General features: G+C 53.1%; 12 protein-coding genes and 4 pseudogenes. 8 read left to right on the forward strand and 8 right to left on the reverse strand.

Annotated elements, in window-relative coordinates; genetic code table 11:
• The first annotated feature begins 304 nt into the window (after positions 1-304).
• Both tnpA and BW940_RS19915 read left to right on the forward strand, forming a co-directional pair.
• Positions 305-703: an IS200/IS605 family transposase gene (gene tnpA, locus BW940_RS19910; protein ID WP_076610914.1), complete on the forward strand. Its 399-nt coding sequence runs from the start codon at positions 305-307 to the stop codon at positions 701-703.
• A 37-nt stretch (positions 704-740) separates the two neighbouring features.
• Positions 741-965, forward strand: a complete 225-nt coding sequence (locus BW940_RS19915) for a hypothetical protein (protein WP_076610915.1) — start codon at positions 741-743, stop codon at positions 963-965.
• 33 nt (positions 966-998) lie between these two features.
• On the opposite strand, the gene BW940_RS19920 is transcribed toward BW940_RS19915, so the two are convergent.
• Positions 999-1,385, reverse strand: coding sequence for a DUF6141 family protein (locus tag BW940_RS19920; protein WP_076610916.1), 387 nt, complete (start codon positions 1,383-1,385; stop codon positions 999-1,001).
• A 757-nt stretch (positions 1,386-2,142) separates the two neighbouring features.
• Here BW940_RS19920 and BW940_RS19930 point away from each other — a divergent pair.
• A complete protein-coding gene (locus BW940_RS19930) occupies positions 2,143-2,454 on the forward strand; it encodes a HalOD1 output domain-containing protein (RefSeq protein ID WP_076610918.1) in 312 nt (103 codons plus the stop codon).
• A 419-nt stretch (positions 2,455-2,873) separates the two neighbouring features.
• Entirely contained in the window at positions 2,874-3,077 is a 204-nt protein-coding gene (locus tag BW940_RS22255) for a hypothetical protein (RefSeq protein ID WP_076610919.1), read from the forward strand.
• A gap of 167 nt (positions 3,078-3,244) precedes the next feature.
• On the opposite strand, the pseudogene BW940_RS22590 reads toward BW940_RS22255, so the two are convergent.
• Positions 3,245-3,508, reverse strand: a pseudogene (locus BW940_RS22590) (type II toxin-antitoxin system RelE family toxin).
• The gene (locus BW940_RS19945; RefSeq protein ID WP_076610920.1) at positions 3,501-3,788 is read right to left on the reverse strand and encodes a ribbon-helix-helix domain-containing protein; all 288 of its coding nucleotides are present in this window, start codon (positions 3,786-3,788) and stop codon (positions 3,501-3,503) included. The pseudogene BW940_RS22590 and the gene BW940_RS19945 overlap by 8 nt, the downstream one beginning before the upstream one ends.
• A gap of 717 nt (positions 3,789-4,505) precedes the next feature.
• On the opposite strand from BW940_RS19945, the gene BW940_RS19955 reads away from it, so the two are divergent.
• On the forward strand, positions 4,506-4,688 hold the full coding sequence (locus tag BW940_RS19955) for a hypothetical protein (protein WP_076610922.1): 183 nt from the start codon (positions 4,506-4,508) through the stop codon (positions 4,686-4,688).
• A 115-nt stretch (positions 4,689-4,803) separates the two neighbouring features.
• Here the strand turns inward: BW940_RS19955 and BW940_RS19960 are convergent, their stop codons facing one another.
• A complete protein-coding gene (locus BW940_RS19960) occupies positions 4,804-5,622 on the reverse strand; it encodes a DNA-processing protein DprA (protein WP_235847870.1) in 819 nt (272 codons plus the stop codon).
• A gap of 146 nt (positions 5,623-5,768) precedes the next feature.
• Positions 5,769-9,392 (reverse strand): helix-hairpin-helix domain-containing protein, encoded by a 3,624-nt coding sequence (locus BW940_RS19965; protein WP_328586634.1) that lies wholly within the window; start codon positions 9,390-9,392, stop codon positions 5,769-5,771.
• Positions 9,393-10,011: 619 nt separating this feature from the next.
• Here BW940_RS19965 and BW940_RS19975 point away from each other — a divergent pair.
• Positions 10,012-10,647 (forward strand): IS6 family transposase, encoded by a 636-nt coding sequence (locus tag BW940_RS19975; protein ID WP_076610924.1) that lies wholly within the window; start codon positions 10,012-10,014, stop codon positions 10,645-10,647.
• A 712-nt stretch (positions 10,648-11,359) separates the two neighbouring features.
• Here the strand turns inward: BW940_RS19975 and BW940_RS22260 are convergent.
• From BW940_RS22260 to BW940_RS19990, 3 genes and pseudogenes are all read right to left on the reverse strand, one after another.
• Positions 11,360-11,818, reverse strand: a pseudogene (locus BW940_RS22260) (hypothetical protein); the annotation flags it as partial.
• A gap of 132 nt (positions 11,819-11,950) precedes the next feature.
• Positions 11,951-12,133: a hypothetical protein gene (locus BW940_RS19985; RefSeq protein ID WP_076610925.1), complete on the reverse strand. Its 183-nt coding sequence runs from the start codon at positions 12,131-12,133 to the stop codon at positions 11,951-11,953.
• A 124-nt stretch (positions 12,134-12,257) separates the two neighbouring features.
• A pseudogene (locus BW940_RS19990) lies at positions 12,258-12,524 on the reverse strand (IS66 family transposase); the annotation flags it as partial.
• Positions 12,525-12,599: 75 nt separating this feature from the next.
• Here BW940_RS19990 and BW940_RS20955 point away from each other — a divergent pair.
• The gene (locus tag BW940_RS20955; RefSeq protein ID WP_159440201.1) at positions 12,600-13,133 is read left to right on the forward strand and encodes an outer membrane protein assembly factor BamB family protein; all 534 of its coding nucleotides are present in this window, start codon (positions 12,600-12,602) and stop codon (positions 13,131-13,133) included.
• Positions 13,134-13,156: 23 nt separating this feature from the next.
• Positions 13,157-13,668, forward strand: a pseudogene (locus BW940_RS20000) (ISH3 family transposase); the annotation flags it as partial.

The following is a 13,668-nucleotide window of genomic DNA, read 5'->3' on the forward strand; positions in this document are numbered from 1 at the left end:
TCGAGCGTCTTGCGATCTTCGTCGCTGAGCTCAACAATGTACTTCTTCGCTCCCATTTGGTAAGAGACGCGCTCAGAGAAGATACGTTAGACGTTGACCGTTGAAGCTACACTCAGTCTTGCTGTAGCCTTGTTGTTTGAGGCGGAGCGTATCGTTGGATATGTTTCGTGCAGTGAAGCGGGCATCTTTGAGCCACGACCGCTCACCAGACTCTATGCAGAGTCGGGTGCGTGCGGTCTTGGTGACTGGTTCGACACCCATAGTTTGACTATCGAAACAAGTGTTAATAAAAGCAGGGATTAGGATGGAAGAGTACAGGAGTCATGCACATTCGATTAGTTTGTGTAAGTATCATTTCGTGTGGTGTCCGAAGTACCGACACGGGATGTTGGAGTTGATTCGTGACGAACTTGCAGAGTTGTTTCGGGGAACTGCCGAACGGTTCGGCCACGAGATTGTGTCGATGGAGATAGCCACCGACCACGTTCACCTATTCGTAGAGGCAGACCCGAAATGGAGTCCTGGCGAGATTGCCAAGCAATTCAAGGGCTACTCAGGTCGAACGATTCTCAAGCGTCACCCCGAAATCAAACAGCGGTACTTCTGGGGGAGCGGTCTGTGGAAGGGCGGATACTACGTCGGCACAACTGGAGCAGTGTCTGAAGATGTGGTTCGTCGGTACATCGAAGAAACTGAACATTAGTCGAGTGTACGCGATTCACCCACGGATCAGGTGACCCGTGGAACTCTCGCTGTACTCTTTAGACATTGTAGCGGAGAACCCGGGGACCACCCTCGAAGAAATTGCGGAGCTGGCAGCCGATCACGGCATCATTGACACGGATATCCCGGATATCCTTTCAGAGGCGGTCAGCAACGATGATCTTCTCGAGTTCGACGGACGGTACTGGGTGATGCGGACAGGTAAGTACCGGTTCAACCGATATGATCATCCGGAAACCTGACTTTCCTTCGCGGGCTGTGTACCGTCCCCTGTCTTACTCCACCGCACGCTCCGATTCCATTGCTCGCGTGATCGCTGCTTTGAGGTCTGCTGGTTGCTGTGTTCCAATAAAGATCCGTGTTCCTGTGGTCAACACAAGTTCGACGCCGCGGCTGCCTCGGAGCCGGTACACCGTATCGCCACCGGAAGACCGGCGCAGCCCCCAGTGCCATCCATCGTAGGTTGTCGACGAGTAGGTCGTAATCCGGATGTCATCAATCTCTCGGAACGAAATCTGACGGAACGACCGCTGAAACGGGCTAAGCCGTACCGCGACACTGTCGTGCCGCACCTCGATCATGAGCCAAAGTATCCAGAACCGGTCGATTATCTCCCGATAGACGAGTGTCCGCTTTTGCTCTTCCCCGGTATCCACCACCATGCATCCATTGTTGACGCGTCAACAGTAAAAGATAGCCTCGGGCAATCCCATCACTGCACCACGGTACAGCTGGATTTAATGAGAGCTCAAGTCTTAGGGAGATGTGCTGTTATTGAGGCTGGTTGTCATCTGATGCTGTGTCTGGATCCCTGTGTGGAACCGCTGGACAATCTCGGACTGGTGCTTCGGACACGCCATCGGGATGATGGCCCCATCTTGGACTCGGATCAGGGGATGCGGGGAATTATGCGGAGCGAGACGGCAGCCGGGACACGACACTCCGCCAGCCGGTCGATGATGCAGGAGATCGGCCGTTTTGTCGGACGTCAATCCACAGACCGAAGAGAACTGTTCAAGATGCACCTTACAGCTGAGAACAGGGATCGTGAGCTGATCTAGGAGGAGAAACGATACCTCTTGCTGCCCGCCAGACTGGACGGCAGACTGGCACGCATCACATCCGATAGCCGATAGCGACTGCTGGACATCGGGTGATGTCATTGTGTATCCGCGGGCCGCCACACAGGTAAGTTATGGGATACTACTCCCTACACGGCCAAGTTACTGCTCGATTTCCGGCGGTTCCTCGGCAGTCGACCAACTGGAACAGTTCTTAGCAGTGGATAGTAGCACGGTTCTTTTATTCAGAAACACACCTGAAATTCAATCGAAGGGGTTGGTAACTGCATGTGCAGATGTACCGGCAAATCCGTTGCTAGGTAGAAGCTTGAAAAGTCAGTGAATATTTTATTCATATATGAAGAGTCACTACGACCAACAAATAATTACAGATGGTGGGACTGAGACTTTTATAAAGAGAGAACCGAACGAACCGGTATCACAGACAATAATACGAGGGATTGCTGAAATAGAAGGAGTTCCTGAGTGCAATCTAAGTCCATTATATAATAGTGTCGAGCCAGAATTACTGAACAGACTGATGAAACATTCACAACGACATCAGTCAGATCTGTCCATTGAATTCACCTACGAGGGATGGACCATTCTGGTTAGGGGTGACAAGGAGATAAAAATCACCGATGATGCACTCAATTGTAAAAACAGTTAGTGGATGGATAGGCAACCCTGCTGGTAACGCTTTTACCTGTACTTGCCGAGAGTTTCATGACCGACTCTGAATAAAGAAATCGTACTACTAACTACTGATATGCCGATCAGATGGATTGCCACCATTCTACTTAGTTGGCCAACAAATTAATGATAAAGTAGACCAACATTTTAGTTGGCGATGGATCGTGTGCTGTCATTGTCGATAGTACTCGCACCTGAGACATTATCCTCGCCACTGGTCGAGATCAGTCTCTGTCGACAACTCTGAGCGACAGACGATCTTTGACCGTCCCGCCCGTTGGGAATCACCACCACCACTACCATTCGTATTCCCGTGGGGGGCTCCACCTCGGCTTTTTGCCGAGCTTTCTAGACTGATGCTGTGGTTTATATACCAAAGCGGCGCAAGACGCGTCGATGTGTACTCAAAAACGTGATGACCTTTTGATCGCTGTTGCCTTGACCGAATTTTCAGTGCATTTTGAACAGATCGATCCTAAACTCTCAGAACGAGCTTGGCAACTGGCTGCCGATCGGCTCGTTAAGTACGACGTTGATCCTGAAGCGGCAGTTGCCACACTCGAGATCGGGAGGCCTAAATCCATATTTGAGAATCAATAGAGGCCGAGGGTGTCATAGAAAGTTCACATGGAGTTCCTTTCACCCCTTTCGGACTGAACTATCCGTTCACTACACTGCGCACTGAACGGTAGTCCCCCCAACAACTGTCTGTCATACTCTGCGAAAGGATCAATTTTCGTTCTCCGATGGTTTCGTATGAAGAGACATCATGGGGGAAGGTGTCGGTCATACACGTTCCGTCGGTGACCAATCTCCTCGACGGTGAGAACGTCGTCGTTGCGATCCCACGTGATAATCGCTCGGTAGTCGCCGGCGCGAAGTTTGTAATATGAGTAGCCGGAAAGACGCTCGAGTCGGTGTTCGGTTCAGTCAGTTGCCTCATCGACTTTATCCATCACACGATCGGCAACTTGTGCGTCGAGGTTCTCGGGGTGACCGATCGCTTGTTCGGTGTACTCGACGTCAGTCATCTAAGCCAAGGCGCTCGCGAACGTCGTCGGCCGACTGCGTATCACCCTGCTCCCGCTGCTCGTGGCTCGTTTTGAGCTCTTCGAGCGTCTCCTCCGAGAGCCTCATCGGTGGATCGATCCAGTCACGGAGTGCGTCGCGGATCGCCTCTGACCGCGAGGTATACCCGCGACGCTCGTACTCCTCGTCGATCTCCTTGAGGAGGTGATTTGGAACCCGGACGTCGATCTTGGAGGTGCCGTCACCATTTCCTTCACCACCATCACTGGTGTCAGTACTCATTATTGTGTGAGACGTACGTCTCACAATTAACTATTTGCCCTGTGCTTAGCGTCCGCCCCTCCGCCTTAATCGCGCTCTGACTCGTACGACATTCGCTCTTTGTGTTCATTAGTTCCGATCGATCAACTACTCGATAAAAAATAACATAAGAATATGAGTTGCATTGATAACTTCTATCAGAATCGATGACGATGAGTTACAAGTGATTGATATGAGGTATATGATTAGGAATGGTACTTGATTCGTTGCCAGAGAGGCCGCTAACGAAAATGGAAGTGGAGTCAATCCACGAACAGTACGATTCGTCTACCCCTGCTGCGTGAGGTAATGAAAACAACACTTACGCCATCCTGTTCGGAATAGGCCAAGAGGAACACGTCTTGACCGCTTTCACGCCTGACGAACTGGGATGGGTTACCGTCGATTGTATCGAAGGCGATGAGACGGAGCCGACATTTCTATTCGAAGCACGAGAGTCATTGATCGACTGGCTCGACGAAAACGAACCTATTTCTGAATTAAACGTTACCGACTTCGATCTTGTTCCGGAAGAGGAACTTGAGAGCTGAACACGCCCCACATTCATTGCACACTCTATTCCCGAACTCGCTCGAGTCTCACGTCGGATGGCGAGTATGGACTGACATCGATACATTCAAAACTAACGTGATAGAATACTAACTTGTAGTCAATATCAAATTTGATTTTGACGACGACATGATCGCTGTCGACGACCACGATTGCAAGCGCCGGCTCGTCGCCGCACAGGACGGCGGTGTCTGGCGTGTGTTCGAAGGGCCAGTGAACAGCTCGCACGCCCTCTCACAACGGACCACCGCCGAGACAGCGAATCAGGTCCTCGTCGATACATTGCAGTGGCTTGCCGAGTCTGACGAGTAGCGATTAGTACGGCCTACAAACAAACCGATCTCTGCGAACAAATAACCTACTCTGTCCAGTGTCCGCTAAGCAAAATTGTGAGTTCCAATACAGGAAACAGCTCGACTAAAGAAGATCATCCCCAATCATCCAGACACGTTTGGTTTGCTTGTTCCTCGGAACCGTTCGTATCACTGGGTTCCGTCTCATCACCGGGAACCGCTTCTAAGAGTCCGGCTTCGATCGACGCGGTTGAGGAGACAACCGTCGTCGCCTCGGCAGTTCGCAACTCTCTGAGGCCATTATCGGGTTGTATGTCGCGGTTAGCTTCGGGAACGAATACTCGGCGATTCTGTTCGACAGCGATGTCATACTGGGCCATCGTTCCGCCCGTTCCGTCGGTAGCGACGACGATCGTCCCGGAACTTAGGGCAGAAATCGTCGGGTTGCGGTTGAGGAACGAATGACGAGTCGGTCCCGCGTCCGGTGGCCGGTGTGAGAGTAGAAGGCCACCTGCATCGACGATATCGGAAAACAGAGCCTCGTTTTCCTCCGGATACGGAGTATCTACGCCCGTTCCGAGGACGACGATCGTTTCACCAGTCGCATCGAGGGTACCTTCGTGAGCCGCCGTATCCGAACCTCGAGCACCGCCGCTGACGATCGTGTACCCTTCAGCGGCCAGCTCGCACGCGATCTCACGGATCCATTGTCGCCCGGCCTCGTTGGTCTCGCGCGACCCGGAGACGCTCACTGCTGGATCGTCCAACAGATCGACATTTCCCCTCGCATAGAGGATGAGTGGTGCATGATTGCGCCGTAATGCCGCCGGGTACCGGTCGTCGTCGATACCGATAACCTCGATTCCATCGTTCCTGTAGCGATCGAACTGCTCGCGGTAATCGTCGATAGTCTCCGGTAATTCCCGTAGCTGCGCGTGGGTCTCTTCATCCACATAGTGAAAGTCATCGAATGCGGCTAACGGGCGCGACCAGAGCTCCTCCGATGTTTCGACTGCTCGATACAATTCGAGAGCGCGCTTATCACCGATTCCGTCGACATCCGTCAACGCAACCAGAGAGGCGAGATCGTCTATTTCCATCATTCTAACCCCGCGATGATCTCCGACGCGTAGGCATTGGGATTCTTGATTTCTTTCGTCCGCATCTCGTCCTCGCCGGGTGTAAACCCGAGGGTCAGACCGACCACGCGATCGGCCCCGGCTTCACGCAGCAGGTGCGCTCCCGCCAATAGCGAGTTCCCGGAGGTGCAGATATCGTCGAATAGAATCACGGTTTCTCCATCGAGTGAGGCGCGGGCCCGCAATGTTGCCTCCGGATTTCGTGCGACCTCTTTGCGTCCCTCACGCGATTTCTCGCGCTGCCGTTCCGTCGTTTCCGTTCGTTCCAGCAGCGGTGAGTAGAGGGTCGATGTTTCGAGGACAGAGTCCTGCGCCAGTTCGACGAGTTGCGGGCTCAAGCTCCCAGCCTCGTGGCCCGGGACGACCGTGATGTAATCGTACTCCCAGCGATCGCGCAGGAATCGACGATATACCATGTCTCGCAGCCGCGGCCGGAAGATCGAAACCGGGTCGTCCTTACCGTGCTTCGCGAGGTCCCGTAGGGCGTCGAATGATCCGGATGCTGAACGGTACCAGTCGAGGCCAAAGACGGGCAGCGGACGTCGAACGGGCGACTGAGTCGGCGGTTCAACCTGTTTATACAGGTGCGTGAGTTTGCCGTAATCGAGCAGTACCGACTCGGCGTCAGCCTTCGACGTCGGCGTCGCGTCAGCCACCGGTCCCGTGATCGGTTCGCGACTCGCCCGATCTGGCCCGGAAAGTGTCTCGACGTCGATCAGCTGAGCGCCGTCTACCTGGCCGAACAGAGACGTGTAGAGTGTTTCAACCGGTATCGTGCGATCGGTGGCCCCGTTCTCCGTCGGCAGAGGTGGATAGGCGGGGAACCGGATCAGTACCTCAAGCGCGTAGCGGAGGTCTTCGACCGAGCCGACGCTCTCTGGGAGTGGCTGCTCGATCCCCGGCGGAATCGGCCGAACGAATCGCTGTGTGTCCTCGAGATACGTCTTTTCCTCGAGCCAGTTTTGCGTCTCTTCCCGATACGGTGCGACGTCAATGGTGTGATACTTGGTCACCCAGTCGCCATCGCCGAACGCATGGCGATAGTCATCGATTCTGAACGAGAGGCGATCCCGATGCTGCTGGCCGTACCCCGACAGATCAAGCTCCGAATGGCCGCTGATGCACGCTTCGAGCAGCACGTAGTACTGGACGCAGGGATCGGTCAAATCGTCGGGATCGATGGCGGTTCCCGGGAGTTGCATGACTGTCGAAAGGACCTTCCGAACGCTGCGGATCGCTTCGTAGCATTCGGACAGTTGGTTTGCCGGGACCTCTTGCCCGTCGTGGGTGGCGACCGGCAAATCGTCTGTTGTACGCGACCGAGACGTATCAGCGGAACGGACGCGTGACTCGCGCACCTTTCGAGGCTCGCCACCGGTCGACTCGGGAGCTACGTCGACGTTCGATTCGGACGCAGTGTCGGCCATGGCAGCTGATGACCCAGCGTTCGCCTCCGTGGCCGCCGGTGTCAGATCCCCGTCGCGGGCATTTTCTAGGATTCTCTGCGCGTGGTCCTCGAGCAGTCCGTCGATCGCCTTCACATCGTCGAGCGAAGTGGACGCCAATTCCTCTGGGGTTGTGATTCCGGCTTGGGCTAGCGCGTAGCCGGCGACAGGACCGAGCCCGTTGATCGCGTAGAGGCCATCGCCGCGCTCCATCTCAAGGGCATATCGTCGGACGTACCGCAGCGCCTCATCACGCGACGCGCCCCGTTCGACGAGATTATTGAGGGATCTTTCGATATCATCAGAATCGAGTATCGATGAGTGTGTTTCGATCGATTCGACCGTTGCCTCTACGTTGACGTCGGCATCGACCGCGGTCGGTTGTAGGGTCGACCTTCCCTCCGCATCGTGAGTCGGGTCCTCGTGAACCCTGAGGTCTTCCCGAATCGGTTCCATGCTCTGAATCTGGTTGGGGCGGTCCACTCCGGCGAGTTTGTAGTACAGCGGCAGCACTTCCAGGATTGCCTGTCCCACGAGTTCAACCAGGTCATCGCATGCGTAGAGGTCTTCCAGCGAAAGATCGAGGGTGAGAGCGAATCCCTGGGAAAGGTGATCAGCTCGTCTTGTGACGATATCCGGGGTGAGCGTCTGCCACGTTTTGTCACCAGTGACGAGGATGTAGTCCGACTGAGTGGTCAAAAAAGAGGCGACATTGGCGTGATGTGCCCAGAGATGATCGGCGATATCCTCGGCGACCGACTCCTTCACCCAGGGCCCGAGATACAGGCCGCAGATTATGCTGCGGTCGAAGAACCCGCGATTGGAATCCATATCGATCCCGAATTCGAACTGAAGCGCACTGGCCTGTGTGCCGAGTGACCGGTACAAGTCGTGATACATACCCAGCCAGAGATAGTCCGATTCGTCGGAGTTGGGAGGTCCGATGTAGGGGGAGCCGGGGTCGCCGGACCAATTGAACGACTCGAACCATGATATATCTCTGAAAAGGTTCTCGATCTGTGCCTTCAATCGATCGAATTTAACCGCAAGATGTGAGGAGTCGGGAGAGGTCCCGTCGGCGACGTCGAGTTTGTTGATATCGTCGCGCGTAATCTCCACGGATTTGACCGTAATGCCAGCAGGAGTGGAATTCGTTCCGCCATCCGCGTCAAGAGGTGCCCCGGTCGTTGCATCGGATCCTCCCGACGTTCCATCAGAAGCATCGACATCGTCCCGTCGGTCGTAGACGCGAGCAATTTCAGCCCGGGCCGATAGTTCGTCTTGAATCGCATCTCGCGACGGGTTTGATGGGCCGTTCTCGCCTCTCAGGATCAGCAAGACCGCCTTATTTTTCAAATCGAACTGATCCAGTTTTCGCTTGACGTCCTGCATGGTTGTTTGTGCATCGGCCCGGATTTCGATGCCCTCGTAATCCCGAGCATCGATCTCACTGGACTCGACGGAGATCGACTGCTCAGAGATTGTGTAGATGTTGACGTGGCGCGGCTGGCTCCACGCGCTGGTCTCGGCTCCGGTTTCGGTCGTCCACTTTCCTATCATTCGTTCAGGGCTACCAGGAGAGAGAATCCGACAGCCGGATTCCGTGCGGTCGACCGAGCCTTCTTGATCGCCGAGAAGCAACGCATCGACTTCCGACCCTAGGACCCTGTTGAGGGTGGAAACCGCGACTTCTTCGTGCGCACAAGCGATCCGCGGTCGCGGTGGCTTGACCTCCGGGTGACCGGACGATCTCAGATCGGTCGTCGCGTCGATGCCATGAACCGAGACGTCGCCGATGGTGTGCCACTCTGGGGTCAATCGCCGAAGCAATCCCTCTTCTCGAAACTCGTTCAGAAGGCCGGTCGCTAGCTTGTCATCCCGATCCCCGTACACCAGCCAAAACGGAATTCCCGCCTTCGCCAGCCGCCTCAAAGGTTTTTTGCACCCTTCAACGACCTCTTCCGTGGGGGCTCTCGTCCAGAACAGATCGCCCGTGTGGATCACGCCGTCGACGTTTTTCCGAAGTGCGTGTGCGATCGCTTGTTTAAATGCAGCTAGATAATCTTTCAGACGGGACTTCCGACCCATATTTTTGCGGTCTAAGAAAGTATCTGTTGTATGTAAGAGACGTGTTGTCATTGTATTTTTATTACCTCAACTTGTTCATAGTAAAAATATAATCGTGAATTTGTAGATTCATTATTTGATGAGTTATCATCCGATGATTCTGATGCCATGGAGATATCCTTCAAGCGGGATTGGACCGATTCCACTACTTCACTCACTTAATTACTAGCTCATGAAATTATTGGCCGACGTTTATCGACACGTTATCCTGCCATAGTCCATGATGACGTTTTCATCAAGTAACGTAAGTTGCTCTCCAGCCTGATCCAGGATCGTCTGCTGCAGCAGATTACTCTCCGTTTCGAAGTCCGGATTCACTTGAGGCGGATGAGAAATTCCCGATGACGTACGCCGCTTCCTCGCACCGTACAATACGATTCACCTCTCCGGCGGTGAACCTGACCTCCTCGGCATCGGAATGCCTGCCTTCAAGGGCTGAACGCCGATGCTGCTACGACACCTGTCGCTGTGATCGAAGCGAAAGGCCACAACAGCGATCCGAGTGCTGCAGATATCTGCCTTGGAATCAACTAGGCACACGCTCATCTATCTGAAGTTAATCTTGGGTACGTCGCTGCGGCAGTGTTCAGATAAAGATGAAGGACGAGGTGGTTCGTTCTCTGAGTAGTCTATGCCCGAAAACGACCGCCTCAGCGGTTGTTTGGACGCACTCAACTTAGAGTTTGTTGAACGAGAAGCGACACCGCGATTACTAATGAAGCTCAGTATTCAGCTGTATCTCGTTGGACTCTCGCTTTCGAATACTGTCTTCATTCTTGAGATTTTCGGTGTCGAATGCACTCAATCCACCGTTCACAATTGGGTACACAAGGCCGATCTACAGCCTGAATCTGGTCGGAGTCCGGATCACGTTGCGATTGACGAAACTGTGATCCGACTGAGCGATGTGCAATATTGGCTGTACGCCGCAGTCGATCCCGAGACAAACGAATTACTCCATACAAAGCATGAACCGACAATAACAAAGGTTCTCGCTCATTCGTTTCTTACGGAACTCTCCGAGAAACACGACGTCTCCGACGCCGTGTTTCTCGTCGATGGATCGCACTCGTTACAAGATGCATGTCAGCGTCACGGCTTTGATTTCAGATACGAGAAATATGGAAATCGGAACGCTGTTGAACGTGTCTTTAGAGAGATAAAACGACGAACACTCTGTTTCTCAAACTGCTTCAGCAATGCCGAAGCAGAAACTGCCGACGACTGGATCAGATCGTTCAGCTTCGCATGGAATCAGCTTATCTGAACACTACCGGGCTATCAGACTGACTCTATTTATGTCAGATTATCCTGTGCGGCTGCAACTATGATAATAATCATATGATAGATATATAACAATCTTCCAGTGAATAGCGTACTACACCTTATCAAGATCACATGGTATAGACTGTTTAAATAACCCTCACGTCCGGAACGTCTGTCCGGCGGTTTCGTTAAATAACACACCCCCCCGGGTGCGTCCGCATAATTCTCGTTCAAACGAGGGGGTGGGTGAGAGATATCTTGTAAGGAAAAATAGAATACGAAGGAAAATAGTAAAATAGACGAGTTTCTGATAGGTGTTGACCGAAGAGCGAGTACATTTTCGGAGAGAGTTTTTGATTGAGTGTGAGCTGACTTTCAGTGTCTACTATAGCTTTAGAGCGGAAGTCTATAAAATAGACATCTTTATGTTGCTTGGCTCAAAACCAAAGCCGTACTGTATCTCTTCAAAAAGCAAGGGAGAGCGTATCGACCGTAGCGAGGTTCATAACAGCCACCTTCTGGTTTGAGGGAGTCGCGCCTGATCTATTGATCACTGTGTGATCTCTGCCTCTCTCCTCCGCCCTCTCTCGGAGAGAAATTATGCGGACGCACCCGGGGGGGTGTGTTATTTAAGGAAACCGCCGATCGGACGTTGCGGACGCTGCGGACGCGGGGGTTGTTTAAATAGTCATTGTGAGATCCTGATTTGTACGCTACACAACTTCTCGAAGAATCGTCTCCAACTCATCTTCTAACTCGGAGGCCTGAAGGATCGCGATTTCCCGATGGGCTTGTTCCTCGAGTGAGGCGGTCTCCTCGGCGAGATCCTGAGCTACCAAGAGACCGTTCCACCCAGATCCGAAGTATTCGCCATCGTCACGACCGAAGACGAAATCCTCGTTGACTCACAGGAAGGCGAGATACTCGAGTGTCTCCTTGACATCCCGTCGAATCGTGTCCTCGTTCGTGCTATTTTTGATCTCCACGATCAGATACTCGTGTTCTCCGTCGTCTTCCGAGATGATCTCGAGGACGATGACGTCGGGGCGACCCGTGTAGTTCTGGTAATCTTTGTCGAAGTGGTTTCCCACAACCCCCTGTGCGACGAGTTGGACCTGGTCTGTTCGCGAGGGATTCTCCGTATCCTCACCTGGAACGGCGACGAAGGAGATTATCGTGTGAGCAACACGGAGGATGATGGTGTACACGTTCCCTCGTCGTCTCTTGCGGCCAGCGAACGATAGACAATCCCTCTTCGTGGCGGGTTCGTCCTCCTGATATCAATATAAAGACCGCCATTCATATCAATGAGTTCCGATATTGAGTGCTTTGACGGCCTCAGCCGGTGTGACATCCCATGCGACGAGTCGGTCCGCAGCCAGTTGCCATGCATAGTTGGCGAGTTCGGGGTCGACATCTTCGGTTTCGTAGCTAAACTCCGCCAAAGCGATTGCAATCAGGAGGTCCTCCTGTCGATGAGAGAGCATCGCTGCCGTTTGCCGCGGCTTCGAATAAAAAGGCTCGGATGCTTCATTAAAAGTAGTTGGATAGCGTGACCAAGATTCACTGGCCAGTGATACCTCTTATCCTGATCTGAGTTCTTGCCCACTGAGGATACTCTTCGTCAAACACCGTTAAGTCGTCATGGAGATCGTGCAACTGCGCAAAGAGCCACTCTGATTCCTCATACCGTTCAGAAACGTACTTCGCCTCCCGCAACAGATGAACCCAGAACCGCTAGAGTTTTGTGTGAGAGCTTCGGTACGCCGACCAGCCGTCACAGCTGAGCGTTGAGTCCTCGGCGAGGAATTCGCCGTCTTCTAACACCTGACTTCCACGACTCTCGTCAACCCAGAATAGCACTTCCTCGTCAGTCACTTACTTGATGTCTGAGTGAACATACTATAGAAGATGAATAGAAGAGGCATACTCGGGATTAGTGGGAGTACCTTGATGGCAGGTTTAGCAGGTTGTATAAGCTCTAATGATGACACAGAGGAGGAATCAAGCTCATCACAATCCTCAGACCAACCTGATTCGAACCAAGGTGACTCAAACCCATTGAAGGATGAATCAGAAGACATAGATGAAACTCAATCACTATCAGTAGAATGGGAATCCGTAGCAGGTGCTAAAATTGGAGAAGGTCACCACTACCCTGCTCCACAATTAGTTGACAGCACTCTCGTAGTCGTGAGCGGATTAAATGATGCGGGGACCATTGAAGGGTATAATCCAGAGACTGGCGACCATGTGTGGGAGGTCTCGACAAACACCAGTATGATTAGCGACCACCCACTCTCAGCTAATGATTCAGTGGTTGTCTGTCAGACTGATTCTGGCGTCAAAGCAATCTCTGCCTCTGGGGAAGTAGTCTGGGAAGATGGTATTAGTCCATACGGTGACCTCCTCCCCGTTGATGATAGAATTTATATTCGGTACTTCCCGACTGGTGTGAGAGCTGGAGCTAAAGCGTTGGTCTCATGAGGAAGATGTCTGGTTGAGTGAATGTGTTCAGTATCCCTCAGCCAGACGGTGTTCTTTCGGATTCGGACGTGAAAGATTTAGCGGAAGACGTCATCTGCCAGCTCCCCTTGCCAGGGATCGAGGGCTCGCCCCTCGATCCCGGCGATATCTGGGCTGTTGTCATTCTTGCAGCAGTCAATCAGACGTCCATCTGGGAGATGTGCAAGGACAACGACAACGCTGTCTGTGACGATACTGTCATGGACTGGCTACATACGCTCAACCGGGAGTGGCTTGAGCGGGTTGCTAACCGCCTTCTCAGGGAGGTAGCGATGACGATCCTCGACCCTGATCGGTCGAGGATCGTCTCCATTGACTTCGTCGATAACCCCTACCACGGAACGTACGCCGATGAAGAAGGTGAACTCTGCCGCATGCACGCGAAAGACGGAACAACGACGTGCCACCGGTACTGCACGGCGTATCTCGTCTCGAACGGAAAGCCAGTGACGCTAGCGATGACGTACGTCCGTAGTGATGAGAAAGAGGCCGACGC

Source organism: Natronorubrum thiooxidans (assembly GCF_900156475.1).
Taxonomy (GTDB): domain Archaea; phylum Halobacteriota; class Halobacteria; order Halobacteriales; family Natrialbaceae; genus Natronorubrum; species Natronorubrum thiooxidans.